Here is a 21,227-nt window from a genome sequence, read left to right as displayed (position 1 = left end):
GGTACAATTTTTAAGATTTCTAAACCAATATTCACGGCTAATTTATCTTCTGCATCGATTAATTGTTGTTCTGGGCAGTCACTTTTTGCTTTTGCATAGGCAATCGCTTCATCAATTAAAGGGGCATATTGTGGCAGTGCGGAAGCACTTAAAATTAAAGATGGATTAGTTGTGGCATCTTCTGGTTGATATGTTTTGATTGCTTCGATATCACCAGTATCGGCAACAACAACCGTCATATTACGTAGAGAATCAAGTTGTGTAATCATAATTTCCCTCTTATTTTAAGTTACAATTCATAGGTTATTAATTTATATACAATAGCATATCAACATAAAAATGGCATGATCTTTTCATTTGCATTTCAATACGCAAACGCTTGCATTAAAATATTTAAAAAATCGACCGCACTTCTCATCAGGAGGCATTATGCACAAACGCTGTGGTTGGGTAGATAATTCACCTATTTATATTGCTTATCATGATAATGAATGGGGTAAACCTGAATATGATAGTTTAAAATTATTTGAAAAAATCTGTTTAGAAGGACAACAAGCAGGGCTATCTTGGGTCACTGTGCTCAAGAAACGCGAAAATTATCGTAATGCTTTTTATCATTTTGATCCAAATAAAATTGCCCAAATGACGATGCAAGATATTGATAGTCTAATGCAAAATACGGGGTTAATTCGACATAGAGCGAAATTAGAAGCCATTGTCAGAAATGCAAAGGCCTATCTGGCAATGGAAAAAGAAGGTGAAAATTTCAGCGACTTCATTTGGTCATTTGTTGATCACCAACCACAAATCAATGATGTACCGAATTTAGCCAGTTTACCAACGAAAACACCCGTATCTAGCGCTATGTCTAAAGCACTCAAAAAACGAGGCTTTGTTTTTGTCGGTGAAATAACCTGTTATGCATTTATGCAATCTATGGGATTAGTCAATGATCACCAGAATGATTGTTGCTGTAAATAATATGCCTTTACTTGATTTTCCAGTATAATCAAGCCAGTTTTGACTTAAATACGGTTATCCAATGAAAAAGAATTCTTATACATTACTTTCTGTTGCAATCTTGAGTGCACTTTATAGCACGTCAAGTATGGCGGATTTAAAAGCGCAATGTCTCGCAGGTGTGCCTCATTTTAAAGGTGAATTAGTCACAGGAAACCCAAATGAACTACCAGTGTATATTGAAGCAGATCGGGCGCAGTTAACCCAATCAGCAAGCGCAATTTATGAAGGTAATGTAGATATTCAGCAAGGTAATCGTCAATTAAAAGCTCGCAGCGCAGAAATCACTCAACATAATTCACAAAATCAGCTGCAACGCCTTGCGCATGTACGTGGTGGATTTGATTATCAAGATCATCAAATTCAACTCACTGGACAAGATGCACAAGTCAATTTAAATAATAAGGATACCAATATTAAACAAGCCCGATATCAATTGGTTGATCGACAAGGGCGTGGGCAAGCAGAAGAAATCGAATTACGTGATGACTACCGATTAATGAAAAATGCCGTATTCACTTCTTGTTTAACAGATGATAATTCTTGGTCAATTGAAGCAAAAGAAATGCGCCAATATATCCAACAAGAATATGCGGAAATGTGGCATGCTCGTTTAAAAGTGCACGACGTGCCAATTTTTTATACCCCTTATTTACAACTTCCTATTGGTGATCGCCGTCGCTCTGGTTTGTTAATACCAAGTTTTGGTACCTCTAGCCGCGATGGCTATTTTTATGCACAGCCAATTTATTGGAATATTGCCACGAATCTTGATGCAACTTTTACGCCTAAATACATGTCACATCGTGGCTGGCAACTTAATGGTGAATTTCGCTATTTAAGCCCAATTGGACAAGGTAAAATTGCAGGTGAATATCTAGGCAAAGATCGGCTGATTGATTATCAAAGTGACAATCGCTCACGCCATCTATTTTATTGGACACATAATTCCAGTTTCTTACAAAATTGGCGTTTAAATTTAGATTACACACATGTGAGCGATAAGCGCTATTTCGCTGACTTTGATTCTGCTTATGGCTCAAGTACCGATGGCTATGCCGATCAAAATTTACGTATTGCCTATTATCAGCCTAACTACAATTTAGCCATTTCAGCAAAACAATTCCAAATTTTCGATGAGGTTGAAATTGGACCTTATCGTGCGCTACCTCAAATTGATTTCAATTATTATAAGAATAATTTAATCAATGGATTATTGGACTTTAAATTGTTTTCACAAGCGGTTCGTTTTGATAATAACAGTGCTCTTATGCCAACAGCATGGCGTTTCCATCTTGAACCTAGCTTAAATCTGCCACTTTCAAATCGTTATGGTAGTTTAAATATTGAAAGCAAACTCTATGCGACTCACTATAAACAGCATAAAGGAAGAAGCGATAACGCAGAACAAGTACAAAGCACGGTTAATCGCGTATTGCCACAAATCAAAGTCGATTTACAAACTGTGTTGGCAAGTAATAAAACTTTTCTAGAGGGTTATACACAAACACTTGAGCCACATATTCAATATTTATATCGTCCATACAAAGATCAAAGCCATATTGGTTCAAAACGCAACAACGCTTATTTAGGTTTTGGTTACGATTCATCGCTATTACAACAAGACTACTTCGCGTTATTCCGCGATCGTCGTTATAGTGGGTTAGATCGCATCGCTTCTGCAAATCAATTCACACTGGGCGGCACAACACGTTTTTATGACAAAACTGGCGAAGAACGTTTTAATTTATCTGCGGGGCAAATTTATTATTTGCATGATTCACGTATTGATTCTAATCCAGATAACAGCACTTATGGGCGTTCTTCCTCTTGGTCACTAGAGTCTAACTGGAAAATTAATGATCAATGGCGCTGGCAAGGTAGCTATCAATATGATACTCGTTTAGACAAATCGTCATTAGGTAACTTTACCTTAGAATATAATCCAGTGAGAAATAACATAATTCAATTAACTTATCGCTACGCGAGCCAAGAATACATTGACCAGAACTTAACTGCTGATGCAAACCGTTATGGTCAGGATATTAAACAGCTTGGTTTAACTATTGCTTGGGAATTAACTGATAACTGGGCAATCGTGGCGCGTCATTACCAAGACTTAGCATTGAAAAGACCCGTTGAACAATATTTAGGTGTGGAATACAGTACCTGTTGTTGGGCAATTAATGTCGGTGCCAGACGCAATGTCACTAGCCGCCAAAATCAAGCTGAAAATGAAATTGTATATGATAAAAGTATTGGAATTAATGTTGAGCTACGCGGTTTAGGTGGCGATGATCACAAAGGTAATATTGAAAAAATGCTACAAAGAGGCAAACTGCCTTATTTACAAGCATTTAGCCTCTATTAGTAGAAACTAACTTAATCTATTGAGGCACTGATTTCAGTGCCTTTTCTTTCTCTCTGTTCAAACATAAAGTGCGGTCTGTTTTAGTAAAATTTTAATAGCCCATCAACTTTAGTAGCTCTCTCGTATAGTCAATGGCTTCACTGCGATTTGCCACATTAATTTTTTGATATAAATTACGAATATGTGTTTTAATCGTCGTAATTGCCACTTGTAATTCATCGGAAATTTGTTCATTACTATAACCAGAATAAATTAAACCAAGTACTTGCCACTCTCGCTGAGTTAATGGACTGATTTTTAATAATTCAGGCACTTGTGGATTCTGCAATAATTTCGCCACAAACTGTTCATCAAAATGCGCAAACTTATGGCGATAATATTGGTTAATATTACGTAAAATAAATTGTGCTTTATGCAATGCTAACTCATCTAACACATTTAATTGTAACAGCTGGCGAATTTGCTGCGCCATAATATCGCCCTCTACTACAAACGCACTGATAAAATTCGTTTGTCGGCTTAAACGCAACGCTTCAATTAGATCTTTCTGTGCCAATTCTTTATTGTTCTGTAAAAAATATAATCGATTACGTAAGATCAACGCACGGTTTAAACTGCTGGTTAAATTAAATTGCTCAGCAGTGACAATTAATTGATCCAAAATATGTTGTGCTGGCACAAATTGCTCAAGCAAAATGTGTGAACGCGCCAAATTACGCCATTGAATTTGCGAGAAATGATTACGATCAGTAGTAGGCGCTTTATTTTGTAGCAACCAATTTTGCGCGGCTTCTTTATCTGATGTCATCTGCCATAATAAAGTACGCGCTTCATCTGCATTCGCTAACCAATCATCATGATAATGGTGTAACGTTTGTAACACTGCGATTTCTTTTAACAAACGATGCGCATTATCTAAATCACCACGTACCAATGAAATCTTGCTCAATAAGGCTAAACATTGCAATGTTTCTTCTGGTTTATGTAGTACCGCCATACCCGCATTTGCCATCGCCTCTGCTCTTTCTAAGCTATACCATTCCCATAAAATTTTGCCTTTTAGACACAACAAAAATTCATACATTGGGATTTTTTGTAAGTGATTTTCTTTCACAAAGGCACTGGCTTTATCCAGCATATCGTACGCAGCTTGTAAGAAGCCTTGTGCTAATAAAATTTCGGATTGTTGTAATAATGACCACAAAATATTGTGATAAGTATGATGTTGACGTGCCATTTTCTCTGCACTTTGCAGCATTTCTAGCGCTTTAGCTAAATCACCAAAGCAATGATATGCCTCGCCAATTACCGATGTCGCAACAATATGGGCATAATAAGCCGTCTTTGGTAAATCATCTAACGCGTCTGTTGCTAACGCAAATGCTATGCGTTCATTTCCCTCATTAATCGCGACTTGTGCACGTAATACATCAAACTCTGCCTGATTTTCTTTACTTAATTGTATATTATGGCGTTGTAGTGCTTGCTCAAACTCACTAAATATGCCACTGACTTCAAATTGGCGATGTTGACTTTGGGCGAGCCATGCTTTTAATAAAACAAGATTTGGATATTGAATAAGCTTATCCATATCCAGTTTAGTTAAACTTTCCTCTAACAGCTTTAACTCACCATGATGAAATAAATTCCACGCTTTTTGCTGCAAAATTGACAGTAGCACCTCATTTTCGCTTAACTGCATAGCATGATATAAGGCCTCTGTGGTATAGCCTAATTCTAGCCATGCCTCTGCTGCGCGTTGATGTAAATCTTCTAATTGATCTTGCAATTCGACTTCACAACATTGCGCTAAAAAGGAAGCAAATAATGCATGAAAGCGCCACCAATTATCCTCGCTATCAATTTGTTGAATAAAAAGCCCTTGTTTTTCCAGCTCTTCCAAACGTTTACGCACATTTAAACAGCCTGTTAAATGCTGTACCAATTTCTCATTCATGGAGCGTAAAATCGAGCATTGCAAAATAAAAGTACGGGTATCGCTATCTACCGTACTCAGTACTTCATCATTCAAATATTCGCTAATATGAAAGCTGTTTAATTTCGCAATGCGCTTTGCCGCTTCTTGCAATGAGGTATTATGCTGTTTTGCCGATAAACTGACTAATTGCAAAGCTGTCGCCCAGCCCTCAACTTGATCACAAAGTGCGGTTGCATCTGGCGCAGAAAATTGTTCGCCTAAACGTACTTGGAAAAAATCAAGGCTTTCTTGATGCGTAAAAGGCAGTTGGTGCATATCAATTTCTAATAATTGCTCTTGTACACGTAAGTTAGCAATACCTAACGGCGGCACAGCACGCGAGATTAAAACCAATGTCATATTGGCGGGTTGATGTTTAATCCAATATTTTAATCCTTCATGGATCTCTTCATTATCAATCAAATGATAATCATCAATAACTAAGTAGAAATGGGTCGATACATGCGCTACTTTGATCAGCAATTGATTAAAAAGAGAGAATAAATTGGCCTGTCTATCGTTATCAGTCAGCTGTGATTCTTGCTGAATTGCTTTTGAAAGTGCCGCATTAAAATAAGCGGCAAAACGATCAGTTTGGTTATCACTTTCATCTAAAGAATACCAACCTATATTGTCACGTCCTACTACCCACTGGGAAATTAACGTAGTTTTACCATAGCCTGCTGGCGCACTAATCAACACTAAGGGATATTGTGCTGCATTATCTAAAAGCTGTAACAAACGATGGCGTTCAACCGCATTCTGTAAACGATAAGAACAACTGAGTTTAGAAGGTATTAGCATAATTATTGATAACCGTAGTGGTAATAAAATAGACAGAGTTTAACATAAAAGTTAACACTCTATTTGAGTAGAATCAATCTAGATGAAAAAAGCAAAAAATAAGGCACATCTTATTATGATGTGCCTTTGTATCGATAATAACCCTTATAATTCTATCATCATTTCATTAATCTCTTCATTTTCAGGCTGCATGTACCCTAGTCTGATTCACATACATGCGTATGTGTCTAAGTAAAAAACTAGAAAAGACAACCTGAACAAAGCGACGAGTAATTCTTGCAAATGTTATTGATTTTTAACTTAATAATACTTATAACTCAATCGTCGTTTCTTCAATTTTAACCTGAAAAGACTCTGCTTCCTCTTGCATTTTACGATAACGTTGCTTGGCATGCTCAAGTTGGTAAGGCATAAAAGGAAAAGAAAGAAAGCCCATCAGAATAATCAACCAAAATATTCGACTATATTCATCTATCAAATAACGGCGTTGTTCTTTAACATATGCCTCAATATGTTCATCAAATAAATTTTGGTAACAAGCTGAATTTTTCACACACATTTTCTTAATAAAATCTTCGCCATTCACTGTTATAAATTGCAACTCCGATAAGATATAATGTCCTTCATTCGGGAAACCACAATGTGCAGTATAGCAATGATTATTACGGTGTTTTACCTCAATATATTGATTTAACTTTCCATAAACACGATTATCTTTAATCTCAACAGCCAGATCATAATAAGACGCATATTTTATTCCCGCATCATTAAAGATAATAAGGTTTGCTTCATTTAATAACAAAAATAAGCCAAGAAAACCAAATACCCCCCAATGAATAAAAATCCATTTCTTATGGCGATTAAAAAGAAATAAAAAACGCTGTAAAAATGCAAATTGTTTATCTGTCATAAATACTTTTTATATACTCGTTTATGTTGATAATTTTTTATACAAAAACAGAAAAATAATAAAGAAAATTTAAATATATTTCAATCTATTAGCATTTATCCTCCTTGTAATTTGTGTTACTTCCTCCCCATCATACTCATAAGTTCAAACTAAGGAGGAGTTACTTTATTTTGCTTACCACATAATGAAGGCTATGAAATATAACTTAACCGATTTTTTGTTTTAGGAGCCTCTATGTCAAACCACCAATTTAATTTGAATTTATTTGATACTACGGTGAAAAAATACTGTCATTTTTTTGATGTTGCTTCACCAGAACACTTTTCCTTACAGCAATGGTACCAAGTCCTCGCTGAAGGTTCACTGGATTATGTTTATGCCACAGCGCCAGTTACGAAAAATGAAACACGTCATGTCAATTATCTTTCTATGGAGTTTTTAATCGGTCGCTTAACAGGCAATAATCTGATGAACTTAGGCTACTACGAACCAATTAAACAATATTTGACGCAATATAATGTTGACATCGCTGATGTATTAGAACAAGAACGCGATCCGGCATTAGGCAATGGTGGCTTAGGACGTTTAGCTGCTTGTTTCTTAGATTCTATGGCAAGCTTAGGACAAAATGCGACTGGCTACGGTTTACATTATCAATATGGCTTATTCAAACAATCTTTTGTACAAGGTAAACAGCAAGAGACTGGCGATTTTTGGCAGCGTGATCACTATCCTTGGCAAACATTCAATCCAAGTAAAACACAAAACATCCAATTTGGTGGCCGTATCAAACAGATAAAAGACGATAAATATGCATGGACACCAGTTTTAACTATTCAAGGTAAAGCTTTTGATTTACCGATTATCGGTTATAAGAATAATGTGATTCAGCCATTACGTTTATGGCAAGCAGACAATGATCAATCCTTCGATCTCAATGCGTTTAATGATGGAAAATTCTTAAGCGCTGACAAGCACATTGTGAATGCTGCTGCATTAACGCAAGTGTTATATCCAAATGATAATCATAGAGCAGGACAAAAATTACGCTTAATGCAACAATATTTCCATGTTGCTTGCTCAGTAGCTGATATTTTAGCGCGTCATTTTGCCCAAGGTTATACTCTAAACGAATTAGCCAAACGCCAAGTCATTCAATTAAATGATACTCATCCAACCTTAGCTATTCCTGAATTAATGCGCGTATTATTAGATGAATACGATTTAAGCTGGGAACAAGCTTGGGCTATCTGTACTCAAATCTTTGCCTATACTAACCATACTTTATTACCTGAAGCCCTAGAGCAGTGGGATCAACGCTTATTCAAAACATTATTGCCACGTCATTTCGTCATTGTGGATAAAATCAACCGTTTATTCCAAGACAAAGTACGTGCACAATTTGGCGACAATCCACAAGTTTGGGAAAAATTAGCCATTCTTTTTGATTACCGTGTGCGCATGGCAAATCTTTGTGTCGTCACTTGCTTTGCAGTCAATGGCGTAGCACAAATTCATTCTAATTTAGTCGTATCCGATTTGTTCCCTGAATATCACCAGCTGTTTCCAACGAAATTCTGTAATGTAACTAATGGCATTACGCCACGTCGTTGGATTCGCCAAGCTAATCCTCAACTGGCAAAATTACTTGATGATACGGTACAAGGCGATTGGACTAAAGATTTAACTTTACTCAAACAAGTGGAGAAGTATGTTGATGATGCGAGTTTCCATCAGGCGTATTTCCGTATTAAACAACATAATAAACAAGTACTTGCCGATGAAATTCAGCGTTCGATTGGTTTAACAGTTAATACGGATGCTATTTTTGATATTCAAATCAAGCGCTTCCATGAATATAAACGTCAACATTTGAATCTTTTAAATATCATTGCCACTTATCAGCAATTAAAAGCCAATCCTAATATGGCATTTACCCCAAGAGTGTTTGTGTTCTCTGGCAAAGCTGCACCGGGTTATTACTTAGCCAAAAACATTATCCACGCTATTAATAATGTGGCAGACATTATCAATCACGACAAGGCGATGAAAGATAAATTACAAGTCGCGTTCTTACCTGATTATCGTGTCAGTTTAGCGGAAAAAATTATCCCCGCCGCAGATGTGTCTGAACAAATTTCGATGGCAGGTAAAGAAGCCTCTGGTACAGGCAATATGAAACTTGCTTTAAACGGTGCATTAACGTTAGGCACATTAGATGGCGCCAACGTCGAAATTGCCGAGATGGTTGGTGAAGAAAACGTGTTTATCTTTGGCCATACTGTCGAAAGTGTACGTGAGCTTTTAGCCAAAGGCTACAATCCTAAAACTTACTATAACAATGATCCCGTATTAAAAGGTGCAGTAGATTTTCTTGCCAGTGGCAAAGCGTCAAATGGCGATAAACAGGCGTTTGATTTAATGCTAACAAGCCTGTTAGAACGCGATCCATTCTTAGTATTTGCTGATTTTGCCAGCTACTTCACTACCCAGCAAAAAGTCGGTGAAGCTTATGTCAATCAAGCAGCATGGCTACGCAGTGCTATTTTAAATACCGCACGCTTAGGAATGTTTAGCTCAGATCGCTCGATTCAAGATTATCAACGTCGTATTTGGTTGAAATAAGCAATTGCTTACGTTCATCAGTGAAATGAATATCTCGTTTCACTGATGAACCATATCTCCCTGTTCTATTCCTCAAAATAAGGTCGTATTATGAAAAATAACAATAAAAACCGCGAAAAACGCTTTAATAAAGCAGGAATCATGCCGTATTTTTTTGATGAAAGAGGATTGAAAAAATACGCTTCACCACAAATTAAAAGTGCGATTCTAGCGACTTTCAATGAACAGATTTCGGTCCCTTCCATCCCTTTACCACCAGTACAAGTTTTTCGTGAAAATCGACCGCACTTTATCCGCTTAAAACTGGCAGATAAAACCCAGCGTTTGCAAGGTAAGTGGGTATTAAAGTTAGAAAACCATCGCATGTTGACAGGAAAAGTGAAAAACAACATTATTCAGCTACCTGCTAATCTACCATTAGGCTATCATCAATTAGTCTTGCACTATGCAAACAAACAAGCAGAATGTAGTCTGATTATTGCACCAACTCGCTGTTATCAACCAACAGAATTGACTCAAGGTAAAAAACTGTGGGGAACCTTCTTGCAACTCTATACGTTACGTTCTCAACAAAACTGGGGAATTGGTGATTTTGGTGATCTAAAACAATTCATTCAACATCTTGTCCCATTCCAAGCTGATTTTATTGGATTAAACCCTATTCATGCCCTATTCCCAGCCAACCCTGATTCGGCAAGCCCATATAGTCCATCTTCACGCCAATGGCTCAACATTGCCTATATTGACATTAACCAGATAACTGAATTTCAACAAAGTGAAGACGCGCAAACTTGGTTTAACAGTACAGAAGTGCAAGCTCGCTTATCAAAATTACGCTCGGAAGATTGGGTCAATTATGCCGAAGTTATCCCGTTAAAGCTGCAAGGACTGCGTTTTGCTTTTGCTTATTTTCAACACAAAGCCAATTCAATGCGTCGTCAAGCCTTTGCTGATTTCTTAGTTCGAGGTGGTGAAAATTTACAAGTGCAAGCGACTTTCGATGCCCTCCATGCTCATTTAATGGCAAATTTCAGTGAACAATGGGGTTGGGATTTTTGGGATAAAAAATACCAAAATTACGCATCAGACGCGGTACAACAATTTAAACAAGCTAATCAAGAAACAATTCAATTCTATGCTTGGTTACAATTTATTGCGGATGAACAACTGGCGGAATGTGATGCGTTATGTAAAGCACACGACATGACTATTGGTATGTATCGTGACTTAGCAGTAGGAGTAACAGGAAGTGGTTCGGAAACTTGGGCAGAAAAGCGTTTATACTGTTTAAATGCCTCTGTCGGTGCGCCACCCGATATTCTTGGACCTCAAGGACAGAATTGGGGATTAACGCCAATGAATCCACATGTGTTACAACAACAAGCCTATCGTCCATTTATTGAGTTAATCCGCGCTAACATGCGCCATTGTGGCGCATTACGCCTTGATCATATTATGTCATTACTCCGTTTATGGTGGATTCAAAAAGGTGATAGCGCAGTCAATGGTGCTTATGTCTCTTATCCTGTCGATGACTTAATTGCAATTTTAGCCTTAGAAAGCCAACGCCATCAATGCTTGATTATTGGCGAAGATTTAGGCACAGTCCCTAAACAAATTGTCAGCAAATTAAAAAATGCAGGGATTTTATCTTATAAAATTTTCTACTTTGAATTTGATCAACATGGACACAGTAGGGCATTAAATGATTATCCTTATCAAGCTATGACAACGCTGAGTACTCACGATTTACCAACAATTAATGGCTATTGGCGAGGCTATGATTTTCAATTAGGACAGCGTTATGGCGTTTATCCGAATCCTGACATTTTAGCCATCTTGCAACGTGATCGTATGCAAGCAAAAAGTAAAATTCTAGCTCGTTTAGTAGAAAATCAAATAGCGATTGAAGAAGGAATCGATGCAAGTCTGGAATCAAACATCAGTAAAAAATTCAATCATCAGCTCCAAAGCTATGTTTCCCAAGTAAGCAGTGCTTTATTTGGTTTACAACCAGAAGATTGGTTGGATATGACAGAGCCTGTCAATATTCCGGGCACCAGTATGCAATATCCTAACTGGCGTAGACGCTTAAGCGCAGATATTCCCGATCTTTTTGCGGATAACGATATTCAACAACTACTCAATACCGTAGTGAAAAATCGACACCGCTCAACTACTCAGTAATAAAGATAACGCCGCACTTTATTCCAGCTAAAGTGCGGTCAGTTTTAGCAAAATTTAAGCGCGTCTATACAATCCATTTTCAGTAACAATCAACGTTTGTAGTTCCAACTCCAGTAACTGGCTCAATAAGCTATCTATGGATAAATTCAGTTGTTGCGCCAACTCATCAATCCCAACTGGATTATAACCAATCTGTGCAAACAGTTCTGGATAAGCAGGATCAATACTGATATCTGCCTGCTTCATATTCGCTGAACTCAGCAAAGGTGTCATTGGCACCTCTGTTGAAGAAGGCAGAGAAGATTGTGTGGCAGTCATAGTGCAAATATCAACGCCATATGGTGAAAGGTTTTCTAAAATATCCTGCACATTTTCCACTAACAGTGCACCTTGTTTAATCAATTGATGGCAACCTCGACTGCATTCATTTTGAATATGACTTGGTAAGGCAAAAACATCTCGATTTTGTTCTAACGCATAGCGCGCGGTAATTAATGAGCCACTGCGCTCATTGGCTTCAATGACTAACGTACCTAAAGATAAACCACTAATAATCCTATTACGACGTGGAAAATTTTCTGCCATTGGTGGTTGATTTGGTAAAAATTCTGACACTAAAACACCACCATATTCCACAATAGTAGTGGCTAAATTTCGATGTTGATAAGGATAGATATATTCTAAACCACTTCCTAAGACTGCAATAGTTTTGCCCTGTATATCCACTACTGCTTGGTGACAAAAACCATCAATGCCCAATGCTAATCCACTCGTTACGACCAAATTTGCTAAAGTTAACTCTGTTGCAAAATGTTTTGCCCAATATTCGCCATAGGAGGAGCAATGCCGGCTTCCCACTATAGCCACTTGGGGCTGTGACAGCACTGAAAGCTCCCCTTGCACAAATAACAATGGCGGCGCGCCATCAACTTGCTGTAATAAATAAGGATATTGAGGTTGCAAATAATGCACAATTTGATTACCTGCTTGCTCTGCCCAACGTAACGCAGGCTCGATGTATTTCATTTCTGGTTGCAACCAACGCCGAATTTGCTGTGCTGTCCAACCTAATTGTTTTAAAGCGTAAGTATCATATTGCATCAGATCATCAATATTCACTTGCGTTAACAAATGTTGAATACGTGTTGCACCTAATCGCGGAATTTGACTAAGGCGTAGTAACAGATTAATTACTTGATCCATCAGACTTTACTCTTTACAAAAGAAAAAGAGTGTAAAGTGCGGTCAATTTTTACTCTATTTTAATTCTATGAATTTGTGAATGAGATCGAGAAATAAAAAAATCTGCAACTCAAAGAGGTGCAGATTAAGGTGAGAGAAACAAGTGAGGGAAAATAATTATTTTTGTTCTACGCTAAAACCAGATTCAATGCCGCTCATATCTGGTAATTGGTGAGCAATACCTTTATGACAATCAATACAGGTTTTACCTTCTTGTACCGCCAAGCTATGCATTTTTTCAGCCACTGTTTTTTGTTGACTGAAATCCATATTTTCAAAATTATGGCAGTTACGACATTCTTGTGAATCATTTGCTTTCAATCTTGCCCATTCACGTTCTGCCATATGTAAACGGCGTGAATTAAATTTATCAATAGTATCTGTATAGCCCATTAGGTGTGCATAAACCTCACGACTGGCTTGTAATTTACGAATCATTTTTGGAATAAATTCGTGTGGTACATGACAATCTGGGCACGTGGCTTTCACGCCACTGCGGTTTTGGTAATGGGCTGTATGCAAATATTCTGGATAAACATCATTACTATGGCAACTCACACAAAACTCTTCTGTATTTGTTTGCTCCATACCATAGTTAAAGCCAACCCACGAAACTATCCCAGCAATAAAAGCGAGAGTAATCAAAGTTCCTACCGCAATACGACTTGGCGTGCGGAACCATTTCCAAAAGCGTTTAATTAAGTTCAACATAATTCAATCCTTAACTTATTTGCCGAAGCCAGCCATTGGTTTAAATTCATTTTGAACAATTGGTTCCACATCAGATTGAGACACGTGACATTGCAAACAGAAATAACGACGTGGAGAAGTACCACCAATAATATTGCCATCACGATCCATAAAGTGAGTTGGACTAATACGAGTTGCCCCTGTCACACGCGAAGCTTCTGGGCTATGACAAGTTAAACATTGGTTAATGTTTTTAGTCACTTGGTAATTTTTAGTCGCATGCGGCACCATTGGTGGCTGATTAACATAGTTCAACGGCGCCAAACCACTTTCTTTTGGTGCACTGTGAAATGCAGGTGCAATATACTCTGGTGAATCTTGTATACCATGTCCAACTTTCACATCCTCAGCTTGTGCAGCGAAAGCAAAAAGTGCGGTTAAAATTAAGATACTTTTTTTCATTTTGATCACTCCCCCGAATGATTAACTGAATTATTAAATCGAGTTGTAAAGATAAATACTTTTTCAGGGCAAACGTCGATACAACGTCCACAACTGATACAATCTTTTGAAAGCACTAATGGGCTTTCATTATTTTTTCCATGTAAAGGTGCGCGTAACACTTGTGGTTCTGGGCAGACGTTATAACAATCCATGCAATTATCACATTGACTACGATGTTCCACTTTAATACGCAATATCCCTTTCGCGCCAATAACACCGTAGGCTGCACCAATTGGGCATAAGTGCCCACACCAACCATGTTCAACAATAAATAAATCAAATAAAAAAACCGCTAAAACTAACCAAGCTGTTGCGCCAAAACCATAAATCAAAGCACGTCCTAACGCAGCGACTGGATTTAACCATTCCCACAGTAATAAGCCACTCACAGTGCTACCAACCAAAATCATGAGCAAAATACCATAACGTAATCCACGTGGTATTTTCGCTGACTGGCGAATACCTAATTTACGTCGTAACCAAGCAGAAACATCAGTGACAACATTTAATGGACAAACCCAAGCACAAAACACACGACTACCAAGCAATGCATAGCTACCAATTACGATGACAACACCTAACAATGCGGTCATTGTTGGTACAAATCCTGTCGCAAGGCTTTCTGCCATAATTAAGGGATCAGACATTGGAATGAGATCTAAAAAAAGGCTACTACTATAACTCCCTTTTAGAATCCATACGCCCAAATAAGGTCCACTTAAAAACATAGCTAAGATACTAAGCTGGATTAAACGTCGCCAAAATAAAAAGCGATTTACATACCACCAGCCTAATTTTTCGCGTGCTTCTTTACCTGCATATTTCGGTGAATTTGCCATTACAAACTCTCCGGTAAACGAGTTGGTAGAGTAATAATCCCTTCTGGAGCAAGTGAATGCCCTGCTTTTTCTTTCTCTTCCCAACCTAAACGATAATGTTGTCCTAACATGCCTTTTGCTAAATCCATTGGTAGCACTTTGATTGCCGCCACTTCAAGTACACAAGCTTCTTCACATTTACCACAACCCGTACAAGCGTTCGAATGTACGGTAGGAATAAACTTCGCATGCTTATCTGAACGATCATTATGTTGCATTTCAAGGGTAATCGCTTTGCCAATCAATGGACAAACCCGATAACACACATCACAACGTAATCCTTGCCAATTTAAACAAGTCTCTTGATCGAGCAACACGGATAATCCCATACGTGCTTCATTAATATCTGTCGCTTGATTATCTAATGCGCCCGTTGGACAGGCTTTAGCACAAGGAATGTCCTCGCACATTTCGCAAGGTTTATCACGAGCAATAAAATAAGGCGTTCCTGCTTCCATTGGTGATAATAACGATGCCAAATGCAGCATATCGTAAGGACAAGCTTGAACACATTGTCCACAACGAATACATGCTGCTGAAAACGCTTGATCGTCAGCAATCGCAAAGGGCGGACGTAATGCAACGCCTTCACGCGCTAAACTTTGTTTCTGTTGTAATCCTAATAACAAGCCAACCCCTGCCAGCCCACATGCAGTGCGGGTAGCCTCTTTAAAAAATCGACGACGTTCAGGACTCACAACAGGTTTTTTCATTTGGTTTTCTAACCGCACTTGTGATTAACATATCAAGTGCGGTCGTTCCTCATTAAATTTAACGAATTACGCTTTTTCCACTTTTACTGCACATTTTTTGAAGTCAGTTTCTTTTGAAATTGGATCAGTTGCATCTAACGTTAAATAGTTCGCTAACTGACCTGCATCAAAGAATGTGGTATAGACCAAACCTTGTGGCACTTTGTTACGACCGCGGGTATCTAAGTGAGAAATAATTTCACCACGACGTGAACTTACTTTTACTTTATCACCATGGCGTAAACCTCGTGCTTTCGCATCTAATGGGTGCATCCAAACTAAGTTATTTGGGAATGAACGGTGTAATTCTGGTACACGGCGCGTCATTGTTCCAGTATGCCAATGTTCAAGTACACGACCTGTACTTAACCATAAATCATATTCTGCATCTGGTGCTTCTGCTGGTGGCTCATAAGGTACAGCAAGAATAATTGCTCGTTTATCTGGATAACCATAAAACGCCACACCTTCGCCTTCTTTGACATAAGGGTCATAACCTTCACGGTAACGCCATAAGGTTTCTTTACCATCAACTACAGGCCAGCGTAAACCACGTGTTTTGTGATAAACCTCAAAATCAGCTAAATCATGGGCATGACCACGACCAAATACCGCATATTCTTCAAATAAACCTTTTTGTAGATAGAAGCCAAAATGTTCTGCCTCATCATTCATATAACCTGGTTTATCTGTTGGTACTTCGAATTTATCAACTTGACCATTGCGGAATAACACTTCATAAAGCGTTTTACCTTTATATTCTGGATTTGCCGCTAAAACCTCTGCTGGCCACATTTCATCTGTCGTGAAATATTTAGAAAACTCGACTAATTGCCATACATCAGACTTTGACTCACCTGGCGCTTTTACTTGTTGATACCAGAATTGTGTACGACGCTCTGCATTACCATAAGCCCCTTCTTTTTCTACCCACATTGCCGTTGGCAGAATTAAGTCAGCCGCTAACGCAGAAACTGTTGGGTATGGATCTGACACGATAATAAAATTCTCTTCATCGCGCCAACCTGGGAAACGCTCTTGGTTAATGTTTGGACCACCTTGCATGTTGTTGGTACACATTTGCCATAACACGTTCATTTTCTTATCTTTTAAAGCACGGTCTTGCGCCACCGCATGATAGCCTACTTGAGTTTGAATTACGCCTTTTGGTAATTTCCAAAGTTTTTCTGCTTTTTCCACATGTTTTGGATTAGTCACCACTAAGTCTGCTGGTAAACGGTGTGCAAAGGTACCTACTTCACGCGCCGTACCGCAAGCAGATGGTTGACCCGTTAATGAGAATGGACCACAACCTGGTTTTGAAATTTTACCGGTTAAGAGGTGAATGTTATAGATTAAGTGGTTCGCCCACACACCACGTGTATGCTGGTTAAAGCCCATCGTCCAGAATGACACGATATTCAGTTTTGGATCAGCATACATTTTCGCTAATGCTTCAAGCTGTTCTTTTGGTACACCTGAAATTTCATGCGCTTTTTCAAGTGTGTATGGTGCAACTAATTTTTTATATTCTTCGAAATCACTGTCGTGCATTTTGCCCGCAGTTTTCACATTTTTCGCTGCCTGCTCTAATGGGTGTGTTTCACGTAAACCATAACCAATATCCGTTTCACCACGTTTAAATTTAGTGTGTTTTTGGATAAAGTCATTATCAATTGCATTATGCTCAATCAAATAATTAGCAATGTAGTTCATAATAGCCAAATCTGATTGCGGTGTGAAAATCATACCTAAGTCAGCTAATTCAAATGAACGGTGTTCAAAAGTAGAAAGTACGGCAACTTTTACATCAGGATGAGATAAACGGCGATCAGAAATACGTGACCATAAAATTGGGTGCATTTCTGCCATATTTGAACCCCAAAGTACGAATGCATCTGCTCTTTCGATATCATCGTAACAGCCCATTGGTTCATCCATACCAAAAGTACGCATAAACGCAACGGCAGCTGATGCCATACAATGACGCGCATTTGGGTCAATATTATTTGAACGTAAGCCTGCTTTAAATAATTTTGATTTTGCAATACCTTCAAAAATCGTTGATTGACCTGAAGTAAACATACCTGCCCCATTAGGTCCTTTTTCTTTCAACGCTTTTTTGAATTTTTCCGCCATGATAGTAAAAGCTTGATCCCAAGAAACAGGCGTGAACTCACCATTTTTATCAAATTTACCATTTTTCATACGCAACATGGGCGATGTTAAACGGTCTTTACCATACATGATTTTTGGTAAGAAATAACCTTTGATACAGTTTAAGCCACGATTTACTTCCGCATCAGGATCACCTTGTGAAGCGACAACGCGCCCATTTTGAGTTCCAACCAGCACACTACAACCTGTACCACAGAAACGACAAGGCGCTTTATCCCATTTAATGGTTTTATCGGTTGCTGCTTCCACGTTTTTGACTGGAATAGCTAACCCAGCTACCGCCGCAGCGGCAACAGCTGCATTGGTTTTCATAAAGTCACGACGACTTAAATTCATACTCATAGCGTTTCCCCCACTATATTGAATTATTTTATGTTTTATTAATTTTCATCTTGTTGATGGTAAACCAAAGACACATCGATCACCCCATCAATATCTCTTGTCGCTTCCATTTGCTGGTGTAATACTTGTTTATCATGTGATTGCATCACGACAACAAGTTTACCCGTCTTCGCATCAAAGACTGGGATCTCAGTATGCGGCATAGCTAAAAGTGCGGTCTGAATTGCCTCAATTTTTTGTGGATTGCCTTGGACCACTAACCCACACACATGCCAGTCTTGTGCATTTTCCATTGTGATTTGTTCAGTCATTTACTTTCCCAATTCATTTGCTGTAAATAACACTTTAATTGCTGAAACAGGACAGCCTTTGATACATGCGCCACAACCATTACAACTTTCAAGATCAAGTATTGGTTGTGAAACACCACCTAACTGACGTTTAAAACGAATTGCACGCATTTCACAGCTATCTTCACAGCTTCGACATTCAACCGATTTTTGTGTTAAACAATTTGCAGTAATTTCAATTTGGTGAAACCAAGCTGGCTCGCTTGTTGATCTAAAAATGGGCTGTGAGCAAGCATCAACACATTGTTGACAAAAAGTGCATTCGCCTCGACTAAATTGAACTTCAGGAAAACCACCATCACCTTTAATAAGAATTTTTGTTTCACAGATTTGGATACAAGCATCACAACGGGTGCAACCTTGAATAAAACGATCATGTTCAATCGCCCAAGGTGGACGAATGCCCTGAAAACCTTGCTGTTTAACTTGCTCTGATTGTAGTGAAGTTAAAAACTGCCCGCGTAAAAAATTGCGGCGAGGTAAGTTTTCAACAGTCATTACACATTCCTTCAGTTTAGCCTTTTTTAGACCTGCCATTATGAAGAGAGGGGTTAAAATTCATACTACCCAAATTGAGTATTTAAAGGAAAACTCACGCTTTTCTTGTGCTAGATCAATTTTTATTTACAGGTAAAAAAACACGCATTTTTTTGTTAAACTAATGGCTTCATTTCCGAGCAAAAAGGTGGCTTGTGAACATCAAACATTCCGTTTCGACAAAACTCGCTAATTATTTATTTATCGTGATTATTTTTGCGGGTGTAATCACATCACTAAGTTTAATGATTATGGCAAGTAATAAATCCGATGCAGAATCAATTAACGTATCAGGTTCATTACGTATGCAAAGCTATCGTTTATTATATGAATTAGAACAGCATCCTGAACTCGTCGAAACCAGCCTACGCCAATATCGTGTAAGTTTACATTCTCAGGCGTTATTAGAAATTGATCATCAATGGTTTGTGCCTAATGCCGTCAAGCTGTCTTATCATAATTTGATAAAGCGCTGGGAAAGTATGGAGCGTTATGCTAGAAATCAAGACATTACGGCTTATAAAAATGAAATTACCGATTATGTTGCACAAGTTGATCAATTTGTTTTTACTTTACAACGCTTTGCCGAACAAAAATGGATCATTGCCGTTTTAGTCATGTCTTTATCTATGCTATCCATTATTGTGATGGTTTCTTATGTGGTTTGGTATGCGCGTAAAGAAGTCGTTATGCCGCTGAAACAACTGACACGCGCCAGTATTCAGGTGCAAATGCGTCAATTTAACCATGTTAAAGTGAATACAAACAAAGAAGATGAATTAGGTAGCTTGGCACGTGCCTTTACGCAAATGTCGAGCGAATTAGAAAAGCTGTATTCGTCATTGGAAGAAAGCGTCAATGAAAAAACACAAAAGTTACGCCAAACTAACCGCTCTTTGACTATGTTGTACGAAAGTTCACAACAATTAACGACCAATAATGTCGATGAAATCACATTACAACAAGTCCTGAAAAACATTTTTATTAGTGAACATTTACGCTATGTAGCATTAGTTGTCGAAGGTGCAGAACATTGGAATATTGCATTTGGCGAAAAACAAGAGAACCAAGACTGCCAAGAAGTTGAATTGACAATTGAAAATGAAAAATTAGCAGTATTCTATTGGCAAGCTGGTCTGCCTTGCCCAGATCCACGTACGATGCGTAATATCGCACAAATTCTAAGTCGAACATTGTATTTCCATAAAACACAACGCCAGCAGCAACAGCTGTTATTAATGGAAGAACGTTCAATCATTGCTCGTGAATTACATGATTCTCTAGCTCAAGTACTTGCTTTTTTACAAATTCAATTAACCTTGTTAAAACACAACTTAAAACAAGATGATGAAAATGCAAAAACCAAAAGCTTGAATATTATTGCTAATTTTGAGCAAGCATTGCGTGATGGTTATGTCCAGCTTCGTGAATTATTAGCCACCTTCCGCCTAACTATACAGGAAGCGAATCTTAAATTAGCGCTAGAACAAGTAATCGACTCATTACGCGCTCAAACTGAAATGCAAATGACCGTGCATTGTTCTTTGCCCTCGCAAAGCTTTAATGCACAACAACTCGTCCATGTGTTACAAATTGTGCGAGAATCTGTATTGAATGCGATTAAACATTCAAAAGGTAGCTTAATTGAAGTGATTGCACATACTAATGAAGATGGCGAATATGAATTAATTGTACGTGATGATGGGATTGGAATTCCAAGCTTGGAAGAACCTGATGGACATTATGGCTTAAATATTATGAATGAGCGCTCCGCCCAATTAAATGCCAACTTACAAATTTCAAACCGCCCTTCTGGTGGAACAGAAGTGAAAATCAGCTTAAATCAAACAGGAGTGTAA

Annotated in this window: 16 protein-coding genes; 5 read left to right on the top strand and 11 right to left on the bottom strand. The window is 38.2% G+C overall.

All coding sequences use genetic code 11. From position 1 onward, the window contains the following. Positions 1-269, bottom strand: a 269-nt coding sequence (locus tag ACFSAV_RS00690) for a transaldolase family protein (RefSeq protein ID WP_379095051.1), incomplete at its 3' end; no start/stop codon positions are given. A gap of 160 nt (positions 270-429) precedes the next feature. On the opposite strand from ACFSAV_RS00690, the gene ACFSAV_RS00685 reads away from it, so the two are divergent. Beyond that, on the top strand, positions 430-981 hold the full coding sequence (locus ACFSAV_RS00685) for a DNA-3-methyladenine glycosylase I (protein ID WP_379095048.1): 552 nt from the start codon (positions 430-432) through the stop codon (positions 979-981). Positions 982-1,042: 61 nt separating this feature from the next. Next, positions 1,043-3,391, top strand: a complete 2,349-nt coding sequence (lptD, locus tag ACFSAV_RS00680) for an LPS assembly protein LptD (RefSeq protein WP_379095045.1) — start codon at positions 1,043-1,045, stop codon at positions 3,389-3,391. Positions 3,392-3,482: 91 nt separating this feature from the next. On the opposite strand, the gene malT is transcribed toward lptD, so the two are convergent. Together malT and ACFSAV_RS00670 are read right to left on the bottom strand one after the other, a co-directional pair. Next, on the bottom strand, positions 3,483-6,173 hold the full coding sequence (gene malT / locus ACFSAV_RS00675; RefSeq protein ID WP_379095042.1) for an HTH-type transcriptional regulator MalT: 2,691 nt from the start codon (positions 6,171-6,173) through the stop codon (positions 3,483-3,485). Between the two features lie 310 nt (positions 6,174-6,483). Then, complete coding sequence (locus ACFSAV_RS00670; RefSeq protein WP_379095039.1) at positions 6,484-7,083, bottom strand: hypothetical protein; 600 nt, start codon at positions 7,081-7,083, stop codon at positions 6,484-6,486. Between the two features lie 234 nt (positions 7,084-7,317). Between ACFSAV_RS00670 and glgP the strand changes: the two genes are divergently transcribed. Further along, on the top strand, positions 7,318-9,708 hold the full coding sequence (gene glgP / locus ACFSAV_RS00665; RefSeq protein WP_379095036.1) for a glycogen/starch/alpha-glucan family phosphorylase: 2,391 nt from the start codon (positions 7,318-7,320) through the stop codon (positions 9,706-9,708). Between the two features lie 90 nt (positions 9,709-9,798). Further along, positions 9,799-11,895 carry a 4-alpha-glucanotransferase gene (gene malQ / locus ACFSAV_RS00660; protein WP_379095033.1) on the top strand — a complete coding sequence of 699 codons (2,097 nt, stop codon included), beginning with the start codon at positions 9,799-9,801 and terminating at the stop codon, positions 11,893-11,895. A gap of 54 nt (positions 11,896-11,949) precedes the next feature. On the opposite strand, the gene dprA is transcribed toward malQ, so the two are convergent. The 8 genes from dprA to napF form a co-directional block, all read right to left on the bottom strand. After that, positions 11,950-13,098, bottom strand: a complete 1,149-nt coding sequence (dprA, locus tag ACFSAV_RS00655) for a DNA-processing protein DprA (RefSeq protein ID WP_379095030.1) — start codon at positions 13,096-13,098, stop codon at positions 11,950-11,952. A gap of 156 nt (positions 13,099-13,254) precedes the next feature. Then, a complete protein-coding gene (locus ACFSAV_RS00650) occupies positions 13,255-13,848 on the bottom strand; it encodes a cytochrome c3 family protein (protein ID WP_101775608.1) in 594 nt (197 codons plus the stop codon). A gap of 15 nt (positions 13,849-13,863) precedes the next feature. Beyond that, a complete protein-coding gene (locus tag ACFSAV_RS00645) occupies positions 13,864-14,289 on the bottom strand; it encodes a nitrate reductase cytochrome c-type subunit (protein WP_101775609.1) in 426 nt (141 codons plus the stop codon). Between the two features lie 5 nt (positions 14,290-14,294). Further along, the gene (gene napH / locus ACFSAV_RS00640) at positions 14,295-15,170 is read right to left on the bottom strand and encodes a quinol dehydrogenase ferredoxin subunit NapH (protein WP_379095026.1); all 876 of its coding nucleotides are present in this window, start codon (positions 15,168-15,170) and stop codon (positions 14,295-14,297) included. After that, positions 15,170-15,922, bottom strand: coding sequence for a ferredoxin-type protein NapG (gene napG / locus ACFSAV_RS00635; RefSeq protein ID WP_379095023.1), 753 nt, complete (start codon positions 15,920-15,922; stop codon positions 15,170-15,172). Before napG ends, napH begins: the two co-directional genes overlap by 1 nt. A gap of 66 nt (positions 15,923-15,988) precedes the next feature. Continuing rightward, a complete protein-coding gene (gene napA, locus ACFSAV_RS00630) occupies positions 15,989-18,475 on the bottom strand; it encodes a nitrate reductase catalytic subunit NapA (RefSeq protein ID WP_101775738.1) in 2,487 nt (828 codons plus the stop codon). A gap of 44 nt (positions 18,476-18,519) precedes the next feature. Then, positions 18,520-18,792, bottom strand: coding sequence for a chaperone NapD (locus ACFSAV_RS00625; RefSeq protein WP_379095020.1), 273 nt, complete (start codon positions 18,790-18,792; stop codon positions 18,520-18,522). Next, positions 18,793-19,329, bottom strand: a complete 537-nt coding sequence (napF, locus tag ACFSAV_RS00620; protein ID WP_101775612.1) for a ferredoxin-type protein NapF — start codon at positions 19,327-19,329, stop codon at positions 18,793-18,795. A 194-nt stretch (positions 19,330-19,523) separates the two neighbouring features. Between napF and narQ the strand changes: the two genes are divergently transcribed. Then, positions 19,524-21,227 (top strand): nitrate/nitrite two-component system sensor histidine kinase NarQ, encoded by a 1,704-nt coding sequence (gene narQ, locus ACFSAV_RS00615; RefSeq protein ID WP_101775613.1) that lies wholly within the window; start codon positions 19,524-19,526, stop codon positions 21,225-21,227.

The organism is Pasteurella oralis (assembly GCF_042681465.1).
Taxonomy (GTDB): Bacteria; Pseudomonadota; Gammaproteobacteria; order Enterobacterales; family Pasteurellaceae; genus Pasteurella; species Pasteurella oralis.
Note: the sequence above shows the minus strand (reverse complement) of the source record. Positions and strands in the feature narration are given on the sequence as shown.